This is a genomic window from Nostoc sp. KVJ20 (assembly GCF_001712795.1).
Taxonomy (GTDB): domain Bacteria; phylum Cyanobacteriota; class Cyanobacteriia; order Cyanobacteriales; family Nostocaceae; genus Nostoc.
Genome location: NZ_KV757611.1, coordinates 17149 through 37215 on the forward strand (window position 1 = coordinate 17149; position 20067 = coordinate 37215).

At 39.6% G+C, this 20067-nt stretch carries 14 protein-coding genes; 6 read left to right on the plus strand and 8 right to left on the minus strand.

The genetic code is table 11. From position 1 onward, the window contains the following. Positions 1-41 precede the first annotated feature (41 nt). Positions 42-2417, minus strand: a complete 2376-nt coding sequence (locus tag A4S05_RS14310) for a helix-turn-helix domain-containing protein (protein WP_069070502.1) — start codon at positions 2415-2417, stop codon at positions 42-44. A gap of 354 nt (positions 2418-2771) precedes the next feature. Next, positions 2772-3170 carry a hypothetical protein gene (locus A4S05_RS14315; RefSeq protein ID WP_069070503.1) on the minus strand — a complete coding sequence of 133 codons (399 nt, stop codon included), beginning with the start codon at positions 3168-3170 and terminating at the stop codon, positions 2772-2774. Between the two features lie 239 nt (positions 3171-3409). Here A4S05_RS14315 and A4S05_RS14320 point away from each other — a divergent pair, with 239 nt between their 5' ends. After that, positions 3410-4666 carry an alkaline phosphatase PhoX gene (locus A4S05_RS14320; RefSeq protein ID WP_069070504.1) on the plus strand — a complete coding sequence of 419 codons (1257 nt, stop codon included), beginning with the start codon at positions 3410-3412 and terminating at the stop codon, positions 4664-4666. Positions 4667-4799: 133 nt separating this feature from the next. Here A4S05_RS14320 and A4S05_RS14325 read toward each other — a convergent pair whose 3' ends face one another. Further along, a complete protein-coding gene (locus A4S05_RS14325) occupies positions 4800-5939 on the minus strand; it encodes a glycosyltransferase (protein WP_069070505.1) in 1140 nt (379 codons plus the stop codon). Between the two features lie 65 nt (positions 5940-6004). Beyond that, positions 6005-7174, minus strand: a complete 1170-nt coding sequence (locus A4S05_RS14330; RefSeq protein WP_069070506.1) for a glycosyltransferase family 4 protein — start codon at positions 7172-7174, stop codon at positions 6005-6007. A 528-nt stretch (positions 7175-7702) separates the two neighbouring features. Between A4S05_RS14330 and A4S05_RS14335 the strand changes: the two genes are divergently transcribed. Both A4S05_RS14335 and A4S05_RS14340 read left to right on the plus strand, forming a co-directional pair. Further along, the gene (locus A4S05_RS14335; protein ID WP_069070507.1) at positions 7703-9919 is read left to right on the plus strand and encodes an NHL repeat-containing protein; all 2217 of its coding nucleotides are present in this window, start codon (positions 7703-7705) and stop codon (positions 9917-9919) included. Positions 9920-10056: 137 nt separating this feature from the next. Next, positions 10057-10920 carry an Rpn family recombination-promoting nuclease/putative transposase gene (locus A4S05_RS14340; protein ID WP_069070508.1) on the plus strand — a complete coding sequence of 288 codons (864 nt, stop codon included), beginning with the start codon at positions 10057-10059 and terminating at the stop codon, positions 10918-10920. Here A4S05_RS14340 and A4S05_RS14345 read toward each other — a convergent pair. Beyond that, the gene (locus A4S05_RS14345) at positions 10917-11816 is read right to left on the minus strand and encodes an aspartoacylase (RefSeq protein ID WP_069070509.1); all 900 of its coding nucleotides are present in this window, start codon (positions 11814-11816) and stop codon (positions 10917-10919) included. The genes A4S05_RS14340 and A4S05_RS14345 overlap by 4 nt on opposite strands. A 215-nt stretch (positions 11817-12031) precedes the next feature. Between A4S05_RS14345 and A4S05_RS14350 the strand changes: the two genes are divergently transcribed. From A4S05_RS14350 to A4S05_RS14360, 3 genes are all read left to right on the plus strand, one after another. Continuing rightward, complete coding sequence (locus tag A4S05_RS14350) at positions 12032-13234, plus strand: n-acyl-d-glucosamine 2-epimerase (protein ID WP_069070510.1); 1203 nt, start codon at positions 12032-12034, stop codon at positions 13232-13234. A gap of 176 nt (positions 13235-13410) precedes the next feature. Continuing rightward, the gene (locus A4S05_RS14355) at positions 13411-13893 is read left to right on the plus strand and encodes a cupin domain-containing protein (RefSeq protein ID WP_069070511.1); all 483 of its coding nucleotides are present in this window, start codon (positions 13411-13413) and stop codon (positions 13891-13893) included. A 317-nt stretch (positions 13894-14210) separates the two neighbouring features. Continuing rightward, a complete protein-coding gene (locus A4S05_RS14360) occupies positions 14211-15608 on the plus strand; it encodes a serine/threonine protein kinase (protein ID WP_069070512.1) in 1398 nt (465 codons plus the stop codon). Position 15609: 1 nt separating this feature from the next. Here the strand turns inward: A4S05_RS14360 and A4S05_RS14365 are convergent, their stop codons facing one another. The 3 genes from A4S05_RS14365 to A4S05_RS14375 form a co-directional block, all read right to left on the minus strand. Further along, the gene (locus A4S05_RS14365; protein WP_069070513.1) at positions 15610-16938 is read right to left on the minus strand and encodes an ATP-binding protein; all 1329 of its coding nucleotides are present in this window, start codon (positions 16936-16938) and stop codon (positions 15610-15612) included. A gap of 94 nt (positions 16939-17032) precedes the next feature. Continuing rightward, entirely contained in the window at positions 17033-18322 is a 1290-nt protein-coding gene (locus A4S05_RS14370) for a tellurite resistance TerB C-terminal domain-containing protein (protein WP_069070532.1), read from the minus strand. Between the two features lie 337 nt (positions 18323-18659). Then, complete coding sequence (locus A4S05_RS14375; protein WP_069070514.1) at positions 18660-20009, minus strand: ATP-binding protein; 1350 nt, start codon at positions 20007-20009, stop codon at positions 18660-18662. Positions 20010-20067: the final 58 nt, after the last annotated feature.

Here is a 20067-nt window from a genome sequence, read left to right on the forward strand (position 1 = left end):
TTGGCGTTGCACTACGCCACTCAATTACTGTGACACAAATTTCAGCACCGCAAGTTGAAAATTTTTTCAACTTGTTTCGGTGCTTTGATTTCAGTAAATAGCTGAATTGCTCTATTAAAATTCATTTGACTTTCATCAGGCTTGGCCATCTTTTGATTTGTTAAACCCAATTGAAAATAAGCTTCTGCTAGGTCACATTTTGCACCTATTTTATCCAAAAGTTCGATTGCTTCTGTATGATTAGCAAGAGCTAATGCAAAATCTGTTTGTTGTCGATAGATTTCTGCTAAACCATTGAGTGTTTTGGCTTTTACCTGCATATAGTGACTTTCTTCAGCAAATATCAAGGCTTGGTGAAATATTTGATTAGCCTGGGAAAAGTCTCCTAAATTGACATAGGTTTGACCCAAAATTTGCATGAAATAGACAAATCTTCCAGTCTGTTCTACCAATTTTTCGTTCGTAATATTTTCATAAGCTACATCTGCTAATTGATATGAGGCATCACGCAAACCTAAATAAGAATATACTAAAGCTAAACAGACTGAAGCTTTCTCTGCCCAGCGATGATGTTCGGTATTTTGAGCCAGGTAAATTACTTGTTGAAACAACTTTGCGGCTGCCTCTAATTCCCACAAATCTATTTGGTAAAGACCAATACTTAATAAAGAATCTACTTCTAGCATTCTCAAATAGTAAACTTTATGTTTATTTTCTGGCTGAGGTACAAGTGATTTGAGTGCTTGGGTTGCCAGAGTAATAGTCTTTTCCTGACAAGCGATCGCTTGACTAATCTTACCTGTTATCCAATATAAATCGCCCAATATATTATAAAGTTCACTAAGATTTTGGTCATTTTCTAGTTTTTTAACAACTTGATTAATTGCCGCAAGTATCGGTTGAATTAAACCCATCCGATACAAGGTACTACCAAGAGGCAAAAACTGTTGCCATTGATTATTTCGGCTTTTGAGAATGACCTTTCCTGCTAACTCAAATTCGTTAATTTCTATGTAGTGATAATATGCTTCTAAAGCTTGTAAAGCATCTTTAAAGGTTTCAATTTGCTTAACGCTAGCTGTCCAAAAATCTGCGGCTTTGTGGTTGGCAATTTCCCATTCATCGCTGGGACGTAAACGTGCGATCGCTTCTTTCCGAATCACCGGATGCAGCCAGTATTCACCTTTATCGCACTCCACTAAAGACCGATTTCTCAAGGAGACGATGATTTGGCGATGTTGATCAGGTGGGACATCCCAAAGTAAACAAAATAACCCTTGTGATGAAATGCTGGGTATATCTTGGTAACGATAACATCCCAAACGGCAAAGTAAGCGATATGCTTGAGGATCGAGGGCTTGCAGACGATTAATTTGACTAACCGCTAAATTTTTTAAGTCGGTTGCTGCTAAAGGATCGGCATGATTTTCTTGCCAATAAAGAACCATGTCACCGTCGAAATCCTCCTGAATTGAACCGCAGAGAATTCCCATTGCTTTCGCATTACCGCCGTATGTGCGATGCATGATTTGCAAGGTTGACGAGTTGATGACTAACCCACGGTTGCTAAAAAATTGTTGCCATGCGCTTTGATCTAAACCAGGAAGCCGATAGTGATTCACATTTAGCCCAGGTTCACAAAGGCGATCGCGGCTAGTAATCAAGGTGACAGATTGCACCCTAGCGTCAGCCAACACCCGCAATAGTTCTACATAGTTGCGGTGAGAAGCAATCAAGCCACCTTGTTGATCCAGTGCAGGTTCCAAATTGTCAATTAACACCCCAATTCGCCGATTGTGGAGTTGGCGCTTGAGTCTTCCTAAAGTTACGCCAAATTCTACCCCAGGTTCTTGATCAAAGTCTTGTTTGAGCCATTCCTCTACTACTCGTTCGGCGGGAGTGATATTTTGCGTTTCCTTCGCCATCAGCAGTTCTAAAACTAAATCAAACCCCTGAGTTTGCAGATATTGCTGCGCTAGGGTAGTTTTCCCTAAACCGCCTTCACCTTGGATGACAATGACTTTCGAGCCTTGATTTACCAAATTATTCAGGTGAGCGATCGCAGCTGTTCGTCCAATAAAATTGGTATCCTCTAATTTTGGGGTGAGTTGGTGCGATCGCGAGTAATCAATCAGACTGGATGATATAGCAGTAGTTTTTCTCAGAACCCGTTCCAAAGTAGCGCGACAATTACTTTTGGTTATCTTTTCTCGCAATACTTTAGAAAGCAGCTTCCATAACTGAGAACCAGCATCCTTGGCGTGTCCTTCCGTACAACCGTAAGCATGAGCGATATCCAAGTATTTTCTACCCAACCAAACTTGCACAAGAATCACTTTTTGCAAATCGCTCAACCGTTCCCCAGTCTGAGGGGGAATTGTGGCGTCTAACCATGCTAATGCTGCTTCAGCGTCCATTGTGTAACGACAAGGGGAGTTCAGATTTTAGGGACAACTATAAATCACTTTACAGTTATACTGCTGGAGTTTTCGGATAAGATTCTGTGAACCCGACTTTTTTCCCGACTTTTACAGCGCTTCCGGCTATTATGCAATACAATTTTCTTCTTACCTCTCTCCTATCATAGCTTTCAGCTATGAGGCTGTACCTCATAGCCGCCGGAAGTGCTGTATCGAACAGAATTCAGGAGTCAGGAGTCAAAATGGGCTAAACCTTAGCTATCCGCTAACAGAATGAGTTCTGTACGACTAGCGGATAGCGCAGCGTCTCCGGCTCCACTCCTAAATTCTGGCTTCTGAATTCTTCTTCAATTAGCTTAATCTTGTAATAGTCAAAATTAAAGTTCCATGATTGTTAAAATACATTATTGGAACATCATTGGCATAACAAAACAACTCCCCACTTGAAGAAGCTTTATATTTATCCAATTTCTTCCCAATTAAGAAATCTTGTTCACTAGACTGACCAATATTCCCAATTAGGGAAAACCAGTTTTCGTTTGGTTTTCTGCGGAACATCTCAGCCCAACGTAGCCACGGTTTTGTATACCCATCTGCATCACTTCTAATCTTGGCATCATACCAAAACTGTTCTCCTTGTACTTCAAAAGTATAACTTGCTCCTATTTCTAGAAAAATACCAGTGGCGTTCCAGTATTTGTGAGCGTCTATTATTGTTTCTGATGGAGAGCCAATTTGTAACTTGGTCATTTTTGTATTAATTTTACACAATTGTAACGATATAAGTGAGACTTCACTTATTACACACCAATAATCATTTTCCGAAGAAAAAACATTAAAGAGATAAGTTTATAAAATTGTATTACTTTAATGCCTTGAATAATCTTTTTTTAACCTCTTATTAATTAAAAAAATCTACTCTTCCTAGATAATTGAGGCTAGCTATTTGCAACAAATTAAGCCTCATCCAAAACATCAGGGAGCATACATTGAATTTATCGAGACGTCAGTTTTTTACCCTGGCAGGGGCATCTGCTACAGGTGCCGTCCTACTATCTCCTTTGCAAGCATTCTATGCTAAACCTGCGATCGCTGCTGGCCCCTACGGCAATTTAGTGACCGACCCCAACGGAGTATTAGATTTGCCAGCTGGATTCACTTACCGCAGACTGTCCGAAACAGGCCAAACGATGAATGATGGTTACTTAGTACCGGGTGGTCACGATGGGATGGGTGCTTTTGCTGGGTCTAATGGCAATACGATTCTAATTCGCAATCATGAACTCGGTACTTCTGGCAATGGTGTGGGCGCTCCCAATGGCAGCAAGTACAACACAAATGGGAGGGGCGGTTGTACTAAATTGGTTGTTAATTCTTCCCGTAACCTGGTAGAACATCGGGGTGTCCTAGCTGGAACTATTCGCAACTGTGCTGGTGGTCCTACGCCTTCAGGGTCATGGTTAACCTGCGAGGAAACTTTTGAAACCAATAACGGCAAGAAGCATGGTTATGTGTTTGAAGTTCCCAGTAGTGCAAATACTTTTGTCACCCCCGTCCCACTAACCGCTATGGGGCGTTTTAATCACGAGGCTGCTGCTGTAGACCCGAACACAGGGTATATCTACATGACAGAAGACCGGAGTAATGGGCTTTTCTACCGCTTCATTCCCAACCAAACTAACAACCTGAGTGCTGGCGGCACGCTATACGCTTTAAGGATTATAGGGTCGTCTGGAATCAACACAGCTACGGGTTTCCCAAAAAATACGCCTAGGGCGGTGAACTGGGTACAGATTAGCAATCCTGATCCCACATCTGATACTGTCAGAACAGCAGGGTATAACAGCGGTGCCGCTAGGTTTTCAGGTGGGGAAGGCATCTTTTATGGTGGTGGTTATGTCTACTTCACTTGCAAGAGTGGCAGTAGTTCTGGAAATGGGCAGATTTGGCGTTATTCGCCCGCTAATAATACCGTTGAACTCTATATTGAACCCAACAATTCTAGTGTGCTAGACAATCCAGACAATCTTGTGGTTTTCCCCAACCGGGACATTTTCCTCTGTGAAGATGGGGATGGAACGGATTACATTCTGGGCATTACTCCCAGTGGCAGTCTTTATAAGTTTGCTAAGAATGCCCTCAACACATCAGAGTTTGCCGGTGTCTGTTTCTCCCCCGATGGTCAGACGATGTTTGTCAACACCCAGAGTCCAGGAATAACCTTTGCTATCTGGGGGCCCTGGTAAAGCTACGTCCTGTTTCAACCTACTGGTCTGTCCCATTAGTTCTGAAGGGTTATAAAAGTTTGTAGTAAGGACTTTAGTCCTGGATTTTTAAGCACTTAAGTGCTTACTACAAACTTTTATAAGGGACAGACTACTAGAATCTGTGGGATAGCAGTTGGGCAATTTGCTGATTAATAGTTGCCACATCAAAACGCCGACTAGCCATAGTGTGAGCATTATTGGCTATAGTTGCAGTTATTTCTGTCTCCTGAAGACAGGTGATAATTACTTGTGCAAGTTCCTGGGGTTCTCCTGGTGTCACTAGAAAACCATTAAGTCCATGTTCTACCAATTCCATTGCACCCCCAGCTTTGGCTGCAACTACAGGTTTTCTACATAGCATCGCCTCAACAATCACTCTACCAAAGGGTTCTGGCGAAGTAGAGGTATGTGCCACCAAGTCACAAGCTGTCATTAACTGGGGAATATCAGAACGAAATCCTAAAAATTTGACGCGGTTTTCTAGTCCCAATTGGGCAACTTGTTGGTGTAACTTTTGGACGTAATCTTGTTCACCAAACAGTGCATCACCCACTAAAATCGCTGTCACTTCTGACGGACATTTAGCAAGAGCATCAATTAAAATATGCTGCCCTTTCCAAGGTGCAAGACGGCTAAAGTGTCCGACTACAAATTTTCCTTGTAATCCTAATTTTTGCTGTAATTGCTTAATTTCAGACTCATCAGTTTGATAACTTTTTGGATCAAAGCCGTTATAGACAACTTCGATGATATCTTTACGTCCTCTTGCTTGCACAAAGGCTATCTTACTAGCTTGGGAATTAGCAATTACTAATGATGCAAAACGATTAGCTAAGTTAACAGCAATGCGAAGATTAGTTTGGCTAAAATGTTCTTTGGAAAGAATGTCATGTAAATGATATACCAGAGGACGACGACTGAAAAAACTTGCTAATGCTCCTACAACTAATGCTTTTTGAGTGTTGGCATAGATTAAATCGTATTCACGGGCTTTTTTAACTACCTTAGTAATTAGAGGTGTAAGTTGTCCCAAACTTTTTAATCCTTGTACCAAACTGCTTTCTTTGCGAACTTGGATTGCTTGAGTAGCGAGAACTGCTACTGGAATATGATTTTGCTGTAGTAAATGTTTAAATGGGCCATCTGCAAATAAACCTACCAAAGCGCGATCGCCATAAGGTTTAGCAATATCTATTAAACATAATTCGGCACCGCCTGGTTTACCACTTTGGTCTAAAAAAAGAATTCTCATAAAACCTCTATTTTATCTATTTTGCCCCACACAGCGCCCTTGTAATCTATTACAATCAATTTTCTTTAAGCTAATAAAATATTGCGTACTTGTTGGGCAATTTGATTCCAATCGTAGTGTGTAGTTGCATACTGGCGACAGGCTGATCGTGAAGGTATGGGGATATTTCCCAATAGTGCTTGCTCTAATTTTTCAGCAATAGCTGAGGCTTCTGTTGAAGTAGTAATTAAATCGGGTGAAAATTCTGATAAAATTTCTGGCATTCCTCCAACTGGGGTACATAAAACAGGAGTACCACAGGCTAGAGATTCAACTATTACTAATCCAAATCCTTCAAAAGATTGACTAGGCATAATAGTCAATTCAGCAGCTTGGTAAGCTATAGGTAATTGCTCATCAGGTAGAAAACCTAAAAATTTAACGTTGTCGTCTAGACCTAATTCTGTAGCCTGTTGTTGTAGTGCGGCTTGAATGTGACCACGACCAGCGATCGCTAGCCACACATCTGGTATTCTGGGCTTAATTATAGCCAGTGCTTGTAATAATTTGTCAACTCCGGTTCTATGTACTAAGCGGCGTGATGTAAATATTATCCGGCGATTACTAGGCCAGCCTAGCTTTGCACAAGCCTCCTGGGGTGATAAATTTGGCTGAAACCAGTTAATATCAACTCCACCAGGAATAATATTAATTTTGCTCCACGGTACTTGATATTTATCATGTAGAATTTTACCAAATGCTTTGCTCAAAACTATGAAGCGATCGCAGCGATTATAAGTCTTTTGTTCTATTAGCCAGTGTTTGATCAAAAGACTAAGATTTTTATTAACTACCTCTTGCTGACTCTCAGAAGCCCAAGGGCCATGAAAGTTAAAAGTAACTGGTACTCCCTTTGGTAAAATATCTAAAATAGGAAAGCTATATAATGCAAAGTGCAGATTAATAGCATCTGGTTTGCTTGTTCTTGTTTTCTTAAAGTTATTGCGAATTGACCATAATCTTTGCCAAATCGGACTATCAACATAAGCTAAGTTAGTCAGCTTAATACTTGAATTTATTTCATCCTCTGGTAAACCGACTCCACATAATTCAACCTGGTCTTTATTTGCTGCTAATTTATGGGTTAGTTCATAAATATACCTTTCTAATCCTCCAGGACTTTTGGGAAACCAGCCTAATCCTAGAGTGAGAATAGATGCAGAGGATGAATCCAAATTATTTTTTTTACTTTCCATTTAATGTGTGTCCTATAATTTTTTGAGTATTTTTGAATAATATAAAAATCTCATGCTTCCGATGCAGATAAAAAAATATCTATTTTTTTATCAAGCGTGTTTTATCAAAACCTAAATCACAATAACTTACGAATACACATTAGCAATCATATTTTTTATAGAACACCAATTTATAAACTATTTATCTGCCAACGTCAACAAGGAATTAAAGTCTGTGTTTTTCTTAACTAGAGAGTACCGACCACGAGATATATGATACCTGCAAGTCAAGGAAGATGAAAGGTATATAGGGAAAGGAAAAAAGTACCAACAATAAATTAACATCAAATAATTTTGTATTAATATTTACCATTTTTATTGACAAAGAAGTAAAAAATAATACGAGGAGTAAATATTAATGATTAATCAAAAGTTTTAGATGCAACGTCCTTACACAATCTACATATTGTCAAGTTAAAAATAGTTATATTTTTGTACGGTTTTTATGATCAATGATTGTATATAAATAATTAAAAGCTGAAAAATTATATGATAAATAAATTACTGGCGAAGTTAGAAAAACTCCGTCGCAAGCTCAATCAGCACATCAAAAAATTATCTCAACCTAGATATTTACAAAGAAGTAAAACTTTTAATTTTTTACTCAGTCTGACTGTTGGAGTCATTGTTACTACCATTGGCATTACAACAGACTGGGCGACAACTGGAACACCCACGCTTACCTATAAAACATCGTGGATAGGTAATACTATTGGCAGTGGAAATCTACGGATACAAAATAATATTGAGGCCATGTATGTTACCCCTGATGGCACAGTTTATACCAACAGCCATTGGGATGAAGCGGGAACAGAAGCAGGAATCTATAAAGATGGTAAGATTATTGGTGCTCTTGGGGATACTCACGGCTGGAGTCGTGGTGGTGGCAAAGCTGTAACAGCAAATAGTAAATATATTTACATTGCCATGACTCAAGGTTCGAGGGGCAATACAAAAGAAGATTACCCACCAGAAGGAACAACTTGGTATTCTGTTAGACGCTATGATTTGACAGGAAAACCTGCACCGTTTCCTGAAGGGCGTGGCTGGGATAAAAGTATGTTGATTACCAGTACTAAAAGTGAAGTTACTGGATTAGCAACTTTGGGAAGCGAGTTGTATGTGAGTGATTCTGCTGCTAACCGGATTCGTGTTTATGATACTGATACGATGAAAGAACTCCGCAGCTTTACCGTTGCGAATCCGGGAGGAATAACTATTGATTCACAAAAAAATCTGTGGATTATTCAAAGTAAAAATGGTAGTAAACCTGCGAAAATTTTACATTATTCCCAGAGTGGAAAGCAATTATCCCAAGAGATTGCAGATATCGTTGAACCAAGTGCGATCGCAATTAATCATCAAGGTAAGCTGTTAGTGGCAGAAAATGGGCCGCGTCAGCAGATGTTGATTTATGACATCAAAGATCAGCCATTGCAGACGGGTAGTTTTGGCTGTAAGGGCGGTATCTATGCAGGAGTTCCGGGTGAAGTTCGAGATTTAAAACTTTACGGACTTACCGGAGTTGGTACAGATGCTTCTGGCAATATCTACATAAATAGTAATGGTTTCAACAAGTCGGGAACAGATTTGCGGAAATTTTCGCCATCGGGAAAACTAATGTGGCGATCGCTGGGATTGATATTCGTCGATAATGCAGATGCCGATCCTAAAACTGATGGTGTAGATGTATTCACCAAACAAGAACACTATCTGATGGATTACAGTAAGGCTGCTGGTAAGCAATGGACTTACAAAGCCTACACTTTAAATGCTTTCAAATATCCTCAAGATCCACGTCTGCATACATCGCCAGATGGAACCTTTGTTCGCCGCATCCAAGGAAAGCCGTTTTTGTTCCTCACAGATATGTATAACAGCTTTCTACAAATATATCGTTTTAATCCAGACACAGATGGCAAAGTAGCCATCCCAGCCGGAATGTTTGTCGGAACTAATAGCGCAGACAAACCATTTATTAGCGGAAATTGGCCACCGCATCAACCAAAACAAGGAGAATGGATCTGGCGCGATCGCAACGGAAATGGCAAATTTGAAAAGGACGAATATGATACCAGCAAAGATTATCCCTATATCGGCGGCTGGTGGGTAGACAGCAAAGGAGATGTTTGGAAAGCTTTGCGAACAGAAGATGGTATTCGCCACTATCCTTTACAGGGAATAGATCCTAAAGGCAACCCCATCTACAGCTATAGTTCGATAGAAAAGCAGACTACTCCCAACATATTTAACGACTTGCGGCGAATCGAATATTTCCCCGAAACAGATACTATGTATTTGTCAGGCTTTACAGTAGATCACCCTGCATTCGGTGACGATGCTGGTGTTGCTGGATCTGAGATTGCCCGTTTTGACAACTGGAGTAAAGGAAATCGTACTCCCAAGTGGCGAATTGTGATTCCCTACGACACCATCGGCAAACGCGAAGTGTCTACGGCGGCTATGAGTGTGGCGGGAGATTATGTATTTGCCGTGACAGTTAAAACCGCAGAAGTGTATGTCTACAATGCCAAGACGGGAGTGCAAGTACAACTGCTAAAACCAGGCCCAGAAGTTGGTAGTGAAAGTGGCTGGATTGATATCCCCTACGGCATCCGCGCTTTTCGTCGTTCCAATGGTGAGCATCTGGTATTTGTAGAAGAAAATTGGAAAGGGAAAGTGATTATTTATCGGCTAGCGAGTTAAGTCTTTACAGCAATTACCTCTACACAGATCCCCGACTTCTTTGAGAAGTGAGGGATCTTGTGTATTCAGGATTGCTTGCTATATGTACAATAATATGTGATTAAATGTATCGCAGATTTAATCAGATAAAATGCTCCATGCGTCGAGACTCAATTTTTTACAAACTGTTTCAACAATCCCCTACTCTTTTATTTGAACTATTGACAAATCCACCAACAAATGCAAATGCTTATCGATTTGATTCGGTAGCTGTCAAAGAACCCAAATTTGAAATTGACGGGGTATTTCTCCTACCAGAAAGCGAGACTCCTGGAGTTGTATATTTTTGTGAGGTACAGTTTCAAAAGGATGAACAGCTTTATGAAAGAGTATTTGCTGAATCTTCACTATATTTCTACCGCAACCGCACCAGATTTAATGACTGGCAAGCAGTTGTAATTTATCCATCTCGCAATACCGAACAAAGTAACATTTACCCTCATCGGGGATTGCTCAATAGTAACCAAGTACATCGGGTGTATTTGGATGAATTGGGGAATATTCGCCAATTACCTTTATGGGTGGCACTGATGGTACTAACTACGATAGAGGAAGTAGAAGCACCTGAAGAGGCAAGATATTTGTTAACAAGAACTAATCAAGAAGTACCATTAGCAGAGGGTCGCGTCATAATAGAAATAGTGACGACGATAATGATGTACAGATTTGAACAATTGAGCCAAGCGGAGGTAGAGTCTATGCTAGGAATAACACTACAGCAAACGAGAGTTTATCGAGAAATCAAGGAAGAAGGACGAGAAGAAGGACGAGAAGAAGGACGAGAAGCGATGGCTAATGCTATTTCCCGACAATTAACTAAGCGCCTTGGAAAACTGTCTGAGGAAATGCGATCTTCCATTTCTGGTTTATCTTTGCCTGTTCTCGCAGATTTGAGTGAAGCACTGTTAGATTTCACCAGTTTGACTGATTTACAAGCTTGGTTAGAAGGAAGAATAGATTAAACTACCTCTTGGTGCTTTTGGCTTAGATACATCGCAATTCCTTTCTCGTAGTAAGCTGCTTCATTAATAAAAACAGGATAAACAGTAGACGCTCCCTCATAGAAAATATCTTTTCCTGCAAAAGTCAGAAACATTGGATCGCCTGGATTCAGAGGTTCATAATCCCGAAACTGAAGCTGGGGATGAATCATAGCTTGAATTTTGCCGCGTGGGCGCAACCCCCCGTAGGCATCGCTTCTAGGATAATCGATCGTCTCAATGTATTGATAGAATGTAAGCGTACTATTTGACTGCGGAATATTACCTTGGTTGCAACCTTCAAAATAGTCTAAAATTGCATACATAAGCTGCTCTGTTTGCTGAAATAATTCCGCGTTTAAGATATTTTGAGCTACAGCACCAACTTCTATCACAAAACCCAATTCGCACAAAGAACGGAGAAAACCACCTTCTCTAGATTGTTGATTAACAAAAATCTTTACCATCGGATTTATCGAAGTCAAATAAGCGCCTAACCGAAGTAAGAAAGGGTGCATATCACAAAAAATCAGACTTAAACCCATGTTGGCAGTTGTGCTGTGCAAATCAATAATTACATCTACAAAAGGCTGATTTTGCGGTTGCAATATCTGTTGAATTTCTTTTGCCCGCGTATCTTCGTAACTTGAAAGTTGGGTATTTTGTAAGCTTTGATTAGTGAAGCAGCGATTTAAATCCTTCTCAATGTATCGTTTGCCTTCTTCAATAGCTTTGAGATTGCCAAGTAATGCCAGAGTTTCAAAACTTCCTCTGTTGATTAAATTAGGATACTGCTGAAACTTTTTGACTAGATATACTCCTGTTAACTCATTACCGTGGTTTCCTCCAACGATCGCAACTCGTTCAATCTGACTCATAACAACCTCATATCTAAAAAACTTGTAGAGCTGATACTATAATGCTTACCCTACGGTTATTGAGAATGGCGCAAGATAGAAGTATAGCTTCTGCTGGCTAAATCTTGTAAGAGACTGACGCGATATCTACGACGGGCTACGCCTACGCTTCATGTTTGAGCCAAAATGTGATAACTGTTAAGCTGTTGGTTTTGGCACAAAAGAGGAGGAAATTTATGGAGAAGGACTTTCAAGCGATGCCTCCGGCGGGCTACGCCTACGCTGAACTTTACAAAAACGCTCTCCTCAACGACGTACTCCCATTTTGGGAAAAATATTCTCTCGATTGGCAGCAAGGCGGCTATTTCACCTGCCTCGATCGCGAAGGCAAAATTTATGATACAGACAAATTCATCTGGCTGCAAAACCGCCAGGTGTGGACTTTTTCTATGCTTTGCAACCAGCTAGAAAAACGCGAAAACTGGCTAAAAATTGCCAGCAACGGTGCTAATTTTCTCGCCCAACATGGCAGAGATAGTGATGGTAACTGGTACTTTGCCCTCACCCGTGAAGGAAAACCACTGGTTCAACCCTATAATATCTTTTCTGACTGCTTTGCAGCGATGGCATTTAGTCAATATGCACTTGCTGGTGGCGAAGAATGGGCAAAGGATGTGGCGATGCAAGCTTACAACAACGTATTACGCCGCAAAGATAACCCTAAAGGCAAATATAATAAAACCTATCCTGACACACGCCCCATGAAATCATTGGCTGTACCGATGATTTTAGCCAACCTGACTCTAGAAATGGAATGGTTACTGCCAAAGGAAACATTAGAGAATGTCCTAGCTGAAACTGTCCGCGAAGTGATGACCGATTTCCTCGACTCAAAACGGGGGCTAATGTACGAAAACGTTGCCCCTGATGGTTCCCACATAGATTGTTTTGAGGGAAGGCTGATTAATCCAGGTCACGGTATCGAAGCTATGTGGTTTATCATGGATATCGCGCGTCGGAAAAACGATACCAAAACTATTAACCAAGCCATTGATGTGGTGCTAAATATTCTGAATTTTGCTTGGGATAGCGAGTACGGCGGATTGTATTACTTTATGGATGCAGACGGTCATCCTCCACAACAATTGGAATGGGATCAAAAGCTGTGGTGGGTTCACCTAGAGTCTTTGGTTGCATTAGCGATGGGCTATCGCCTAACCGGGCGTGAGGTTTGCTGGGAATGGTATCAAAAAATGCATGATTATACCTGGTCACACTTTGCTGATGCAGAATACGGTGAGTGGTTTGGCTATCTCAATCGGCGTGGGGAAGTATTGTTGAACCTCAAAGGCGGCAAATGGAAAGGATGTTTTCACGTACCGCGTGCATTGTACCTTTGTTGGCAGCAATTTGAAGCGATCGCAACTGGTTTGCAATAAATTTCTTACAAAAATTCATAGCTTTAACGTTACTTATGAATATTTAAGTTGTTGCGATGCCTGCGTCGGTAAACAACGCAGTCAGTTTAATCTCAACCAGAGTACCATTTGCACGGTTTAACTCATCCCAAATTATGATTTGATTAAAGGTATTATCCAAATAAAAAACTTTTAATATGAGAAAACTGTCGCTGATTCTCCCCTTAGCCATTCTAGCTTTTGGCAGTGTAGTTGTTAATAGCCAAGAAACGTCCTCACCCAATACTTACACTCAATCTGTTACCCGTGAAGTTTTAGCGAGTGGTTATCCTACTCAAGATAAAAAGCAGATTCTTGAGCTTGTACGCTATACCATTGCACCAAGAGCAAAACTCCCTACTCATACTCATCCGGGAATGCAGATTGAACGAGTAGAGGCGGGAACCTTAACTTATACTGTTGTGGAAGGAGAAGCTAAAGTAACGAAAGCTAACGGCACAGAATTCATTCTTCAAAAAGGGAAAACTATACAGCTTACAGTGGGAGATGCTTTAGTTGAATCTGCCGGAATGGTGCATTATGGAGAAAACCAAACAAACAAACCGATTATTCTGTTGTCTGCTTCTTTATTTAATACTAATCAACCAAAAGCTATTTTAACCAATCCTGAAAACAGATGAATGTGATGAGAATTGCAGGTCTTATTGAGTTTGATTTTTATACATTTTTATTTTTAGGCAAAATCTAGGCAGTATTGAGTAGATAAGCTAATCATCATTCATTTTTCCAGACTTATTCGCTTGTAGTAAGGGCTACCCTACGGGAACGCTTTGCGAACAGCCCTGGTTTTATACAACATAAATGCTCATTAGCTTAGTAAGTCAAATTTTAGAAAAATACTCTCTTTAATGCTTGTTGCTAACTTAAGTAATCTTACAGTGGGGCAGTAATAAACAGGAAAGCTATAAAAGCAACAAAGTTTTGGAGTCACGAGCAAATGACAAGTCAAGAATCACCAGATTCTAACCAAGAAATCCTGTTGGAAAGATATCAAGTGCAACAGGAACTAGGCAAAAAAGCCGGACGGCGGACGCTGCTAGCTCGTGACTTACAAACTCAAGAATTAGTAGTGGTCAAAATACTGTCTTTTGGTAATGAGTTTGAATGGAACGACCTCAAATTATTTGAGCGGGAAGCTGAAACTCTCAAAGCACTCTCGCACCCAGCCATTCCCCGCTACCTTGACTACTTCGAGCTAGATTCACCCAACAGCAAAGGATTTGCACTCGTACAAAGTTATATTCCAGCCCAATCTCTAGAAGCACAACTCAAAGCTGGGCGTAGTTTCAGTGAAGAAGAAGTTAAGGAACTAGCAAAAGCGATTCTAGAAATTCTCAAATATCTGCATGGTCGTCAACCGCCCGTGATTCATCGTGATATCAAGCCAAGCAATATTCTTTTAACAAATCGCTCTGGTAATAGTGTGGGTGAAGTGTACTTGGTAGATTTTGGTTCAGTGCAAACCATCGCCAGAAGAAGCAGCACAATTATAGTAATGGGAACTTACGGCTATGTACCACCAGAACAATTTAATGGTAGAGCTATTCCTGCTTCTGACCTTTACAGTTTGGGAGCCACTTTAATTTATCTGGTAACAGGTCAGCATCCAGCCGATTTACCACTAACTGACTTGCGGCTTGAATTTGAACAGGTAGCCAATATTAATCTTACTTTCAGCAGTTGGTTGAGGAGAATGACAGAACCAATTGCGAGTAAACGTTTGATTTCTGCTGAAGACGCTTTGCAAGCCTTAAACAACCTAGGAAATCCAGATCAAGTTCAGAATATACAAAGTAATTTACTCCCTATAAAACCTTCTGACAGTAAAGTTTTATTAAATAAGAATACTAACTATTTAGAAATTATTATTCCCCCAGACGGTTTATTTAAAAGAAGGACTCTAATAAATTTGATATTATCTATACCAATTATGTTATTTATCCCTAATTTATCAATTTTATTTGCAAGTATAAATGTTTTTTCATTAGTAGTTATTCTAATAATTTTATCCTTTGTAATTATGTTATTTATTTCTCTCTTCATAGGTATCATGGGTAAAAAGAAGCTTTATATTAATAATGAGAAAATTTTCCTGATTTATGAATTGTTTGGAATTAAACGTCTTCACCCATCTGCAACTTTGAGAAAAGATATTCTACGTTTAGAACGAAGTAAGGATACATATAATCAACCTTCCTTAACAATCTGGGCAGGAACTAAAAAATATGACATTTTAACTGGTGAATTTTATTTTTTTCCTGTCACTCCTCCAGAACTTGACTGGCTAGCTCATGAACTTAGCGATTGGCTAGGTTTACCAATTACTAGAGAGTAAACTACAAACTAAATTCTGCTGCACCATCCTCATCCACTTCTGCATCCTTACCCATAGCAGTAGGTTTAAATTTAGAGCCATGAATTAATTCACCAAATGCAATTCCTGGATTTTGGTGAAGAATATTCAACACACTCATAAAATCTCGCACAATTTCCCCTGGTGTCAGTAATGCTTCTGCACCCAAGCGATTAATAATTTCTTGCACAAACTCCTTCAACTCACGATTTGTCAAAGTCTGTTCATAGCCAAAATTGAGTGCATGAATCTCAGCTAAACGTTGCAAAAGCGTTAATATTTCTCCTTCACTCAACGGGTTCAACCGAATCACCGGCCCCAAATGTTCCTGAACATTAGCCTGTGCAGCAAAACGGCTTTCTTTTGTGCGTCTTTGCCAAGCTTGGTCTGCAAAAAGTCCCCGTTTCGGGTCTTCTAAAAATTTAGTTGTTCCACCAACGACAATTCCCAGATGTTCAGCTTTACATTGCATGGTATCGTTAAACATTGCGAGGAGTCGATTATAATTCTTTTCCCGTGTGACTGTAGTAGATATTTGATATATGTGTACAGCTTCATCAACTAAAATTAACAGCCCTTTATAGCCAATCTCAGCGACAAATTTCGCAAACAGTTTTATATAGTCATACCAACTATCATCATCAATAATTACCCGCACTCCTAAAGCTGCTTTCGCCTCAACTTTAGTAGTAAATTCTCCCCGCAACCAACGCATTGCCGCATTTTTTAAATTATCATCATCCATTCGGTAGCCACGCCAATAAGCGATAATCACGCTACCAAAATCAAAACCGTGAACTAAGTCTTCAATATACTGAACTACTTCTCTAATTTTTGATTCAACTTGGTCATCAAAACCATCGTCATTGGGACGCATTTCAGTTTCTTTAACCACTTCTTGTTGAATTTTATTAATCCATCCTTCTAGAATTGAGACTAAAGCACCACCATCAGGACGAGTTTTTGTGGCTAGGTGGCTCATTAATTCTCGATAGGTAGCTAAACCTTCATTGTTGCTTCCAGCTAATCGGCGTTCAGGAGATAAATCAGCATCAGCTACTACAAAACCTTGTTCCATCGCCCGGTTGCGAAGTAGTTGCAATAAAAAACTTTTACCAGAACCGTAGTTACCAATTATGAAGCGAAATGCTGCGACACCTTCTGCAATGTCATCCAGATTTTGTAATAGGCTTTTTAGTTCTTTTTCTCGACCTACTGCTATATATTCAACTCCAACTCTGGGTACTACCCCCGCACCAAGGGAATTGATTAAAGCAGTGGAGATTTTCTTCGAGATTTTGAGCTTTGCCATGTCTTAAATTTCACTTTATTCTAAACGCAGAAGCACGCAGTAGATAGATAAGGTACATATTTACCTTATACTAATCAATGACGGCAATAATAATTTAATTTGACGAACCATGTCTAGCCATGAGATTTTCATGCATTGCAATCATTTTTTTGACATGGTTAATATTCTCAGGATAAACTTCTAGACTTTCCGAATCTGTGTTAATTATTAATTCACCAATAGTATCATTTGCCCGTTCATTTATAGAATCGATTAAGAGATTTGGCATAGTGATGTTTGCTTCGGCAATTTTTTTAATAGCAGCATTGGGATTATCTTGATCGACTATAGCTTTTAATACTTGTAGTTCGTATCCTGGGAGATTTTCTAAAAAAATAGCCCATTCTTCAGGTATATTCTCTGATGTATTAACATCCGAATTTTCTATGATTGCTGAAGTTTCCATGATTTCAGAAAAAGGAAACAATTCAGGATCTTCTTCTTGGGAATTATCAGCCAAAGGCTCTGGATTGAAGGTTTCTAGTTGTTGTAGTAATTCCCATACTTGATTTTGCAATGAGTCTCGTTCTTCTTGCAATAATGAAACTTGCCCTTGCAACTGCTCTAATTCAACCTTTTGTTCTGCTATTTGGGTTTGTGAAGAGTTCAAAATAACTTGGATATTTTCTCTTTCGGTTTTTGTCGCTATCAACAATTGATTTTTTTGAGTTGTCTCAACTTCTAGCTCTTGAATTGTAATTCGTAGTTCGTATAGTTTTTCTTCTAATTGGGGTTTTAGTCTTCCTAAAAGAGTTAAATTGCTTTCAAGTTCTTGTTTCTCCTGTTGGAGTTGGGAAATTTGACTTTGTAACTGGGCGATTTCAGCACGAGATACATTAGAATTTGACTCTAGACGGCGCTTCTCTGCTGTGAGTACAGAAAAAGCATTGTTCAATTCTGTTTGATTATTATGCAAGTTATTAATTTCAGTTTGCAAGCTACTAATTTCGGTTTCTAACTGTTTTTTTTGCCCTGCAAATGTTCTTAATTCTCGCTGTAGACTATCCCTTTGGTTACGGCTTTCTGCTACTTGATTTTGCAGTTGTTGTGATTCAGCATACAATAAATTATGATGTTCTTGGATTTGATTAACTTCCCTGACAACACGAGCCTTTAATCCCTCCATATCTTTAATTCGTTTGCGGAGAGAACCTAAAACAAACATTTCATAATTTCTGCGTCGTTTGTCTATGAATAATGCTGTGGTATAGATAGTAGCGGCAGTAATTACACCTGTGAGAAAGGCTTTATTAAAATCCCAGCTTGGGACAAGGCTAAGACCAAAACTCACACTAAAGGCAACTATCACTAGTATAAATCGATTGCTGATCATTACTGATTGCATATTGCTGTTTTTTAACGTAGTTAAATTATCAGAATAAGTAGCTCTCATACTAATTCGTAATTCGTAATTCGTAATGACGCGACGCTCCTGCGTCGCTAACGCTTCGCTATCGCGGACTCGCTACCGCTACGCTAACGTAATTCGTAATTAAAAAATGCATCCAGATTAAAGACTTAATAAAAGTGATTTTTAATCTGTTTTTCTGTTTTGTGAAATAGGAAATACTTTCAAAGTCTGGTAACATAGTCGTTCTGGAATCTGTTGTCTTAGTTACTATTGCATAACATTGTTGTGTAAATATTAAAAAATTGCAATCATCAATAAATTAATTTTAATACTAGGTGTTAGATGTATTGTTATTTGCATTAAAAAGTGTTAAATCTGCTTTTAAAAAATCAACAAATTGCCGTGCTGTCCGTCCAGAACGACCGTTGTGGCGAGTTGCCCATTGTAATGCTTGAAATTCCAAATCTTCTTGGGTAATCTTAATTTCAGCTTGTGCAGCTAGATGTTGTACAATTTTTAAATAAGTTTTCTGATTGGCTGGTTCAAAAGTCAAGGTTAAACCAAAGCGATCGCTAAACGAAAGCTTCTCCTGCATCGTATCCCAAGCATGGATTTCCTCGTTATCCTTGGGCGCAGGTCTATCCACAAAAAACTCCCGAATCAAGTGACGGCGATTGGAAGTAGCGTATACAACTACATTTTGAGGCCGCGCGGTTAAATTACCTTCTAAAACGACTTTGAGTGCTTTAAAAGCATCATCATCTTCTTCAAATGAAAGGTCATCGACAAAGATAATAAATTTTTGTGACACACCCCGTAAATGTTCCACAATTTCTGGTAATTCTTTTAAATCAGATTTTGCTACTTCCAACAAGCGGAGACTGCGATTGCTATATTCATTCAACAAAGATTTCACCAAAGAAGATTTGCCAGAACCGCGACTACCGTAAAGTAATACGTGCAGTGCCATCTCTCCTGATAATAAAAACTCTGTATTTTTCAGCAAAGCATCTTTTTGAGACTCGTAACCAACAAGCGCACTCAGTTTAACCGGGTCAGAATACCGAATACCAATAAACTGGCCAGCTTGCCAGCGTAAAGCGCGATATTCTGCAAATAAGCCAGAGCCACATTGCCGATAATAAGCTGCTAACTCTTCTACAGCATCAGCCCAATTATCTAACTCTTGTAGATATTTAGCGAACTTTGTCTCTACTCCTACAAATTCTTGCTCTTTATACCACACTACTGGTGAAATCGGCATCTGAGTAACGCTTTGTACCCACTCACTCAGAGAAGCGCTACTACATTCGTAAAGACTTTGCAATATTTGTAAATCATGCTGAACTGCTGCTACTAAAGCTGGGGGTAAATCTTCAAATTCTCGCACTCCAGCCAGCTTTGCAAAAGGATTCTCAGAGAAGAGAAGTTGAGTAATTAAATAATCTTCCCAGTTTTGATTTCTAGCGGCTAAAGCGTGAAAGTAAGTTCCGTAAGCTTGGAGACAACCCCGTGCATCGACATTAGTGTAACGTATAGATTGCAATAGTTCCAGAAATGCCACCCCCACTTCGCCTTGCAGAACAGATTGGTACAGTAAAAGTGAGGCTGCTTGGCGCTGGAGATATTGAACCTTTGTATATGAGGAAGTACTTGCCATTGGCATCGCTTGATTATCCATCAATCAACTGTGTGGTATAGCTAAATAGCTATGGTAAATTGTCTGCTGACCCTGGTAG

Excerpts from the sequence above, each read along its gene's own strand:
- A4S05_RS14310 (WP_069070502.1), bottom strand. The coding sequence starts at position 2,417 with ATGGACGCTGAAGCAGCATTAGCATGGTTAGACGCCACAATTCCCCCT.
- A4S05_RS14340 (WP_069070508.1), top strand. The coding sequence starts at position 10,057 with ATGCGTCGAGACTCAATTTTTTACAAACTGTTTCAACAATCCCCTACT.
- A4S05_RS14335 (WP_069070507.1), top strand. The coding sequence starts at position 7,703 with ATGATAAATAAATTACTGGCGAAGTTAGAAAAACTCCGTCGCAAGCTC.
- A4S05_RS14360 (WP_069070512.1), top strand. The coding sequence starts at position 14,211 with ATGACAAGTCAAGAATCACCAGATTCTAACCAAGAAATCCTGTTGGAA.
- A4S05_RS14325 (WP_069070505.1), bottom strand. The coding sequence starts at position 5,939 with ATGAGAATTCTTTTTTTAGACCAAAGTGGTAAACCAGGCGGTGCCGAA.
- A4S05_RS14315 (WP_069070503.1), bottom strand. The coding sequence starts at position 3,170 with ATGACCAAGTTACAAATTGGCTCTCCATCAGAAACAATAATAGACGCT.
- A4S05_RS14330 (WP_069070506.1), bottom strand. The coding sequence starts at position 7,174 with ATGGAAAGTAAAAAAAATAATTTGGATTCATCCTCTGCATCTATTCTC.
- A4S05_RS14365 (WP_069070513.1), bottom strand. The coding sequence starts at position 16,938 with ATGGCAAAGCTCAAAATCTCGAAGAAAATCTCCACTGCTTTAATCAAT.
- A4S05_RS14355 (WP_069070511.1), top strand. The coding sequence starts at position 13,411 with ATGAGAAAACTGTCGCTGATTCTCCCCTTAGCCATTCTAGCTTTTGGC.
- A4S05_RS14345 (WP_069070509.1), bottom strand. The coding sequence starts at position 11,816 with ATGAGTCAGATTGAACGAGTTGCGATCGTTGGAGGAAACCACGGTAAT.
- A4S05_RS14375 (WP_069070514.1), bottom strand. The coding sequence starts at position 20,009 with ATGGATAATCAAGCGATGCCAATGGCAAGTACTTCCTCATATACAAAG.
- A4S05_RS14350 (WP_069070510.1), top strand. The coding sequence starts at position 12,032 with ATGGAGAAGGACTTTCAAGCGATGCCTCCGGCGGGCTACGCCTACGCT.
- A4S05_RS14370 (WP_069070532.1), bottom strand. The coding sequence starts at position 18,322 with ATGCAATCAGTAATGATCAGCAATCGATTTATACTAGTGATAGTTGCC.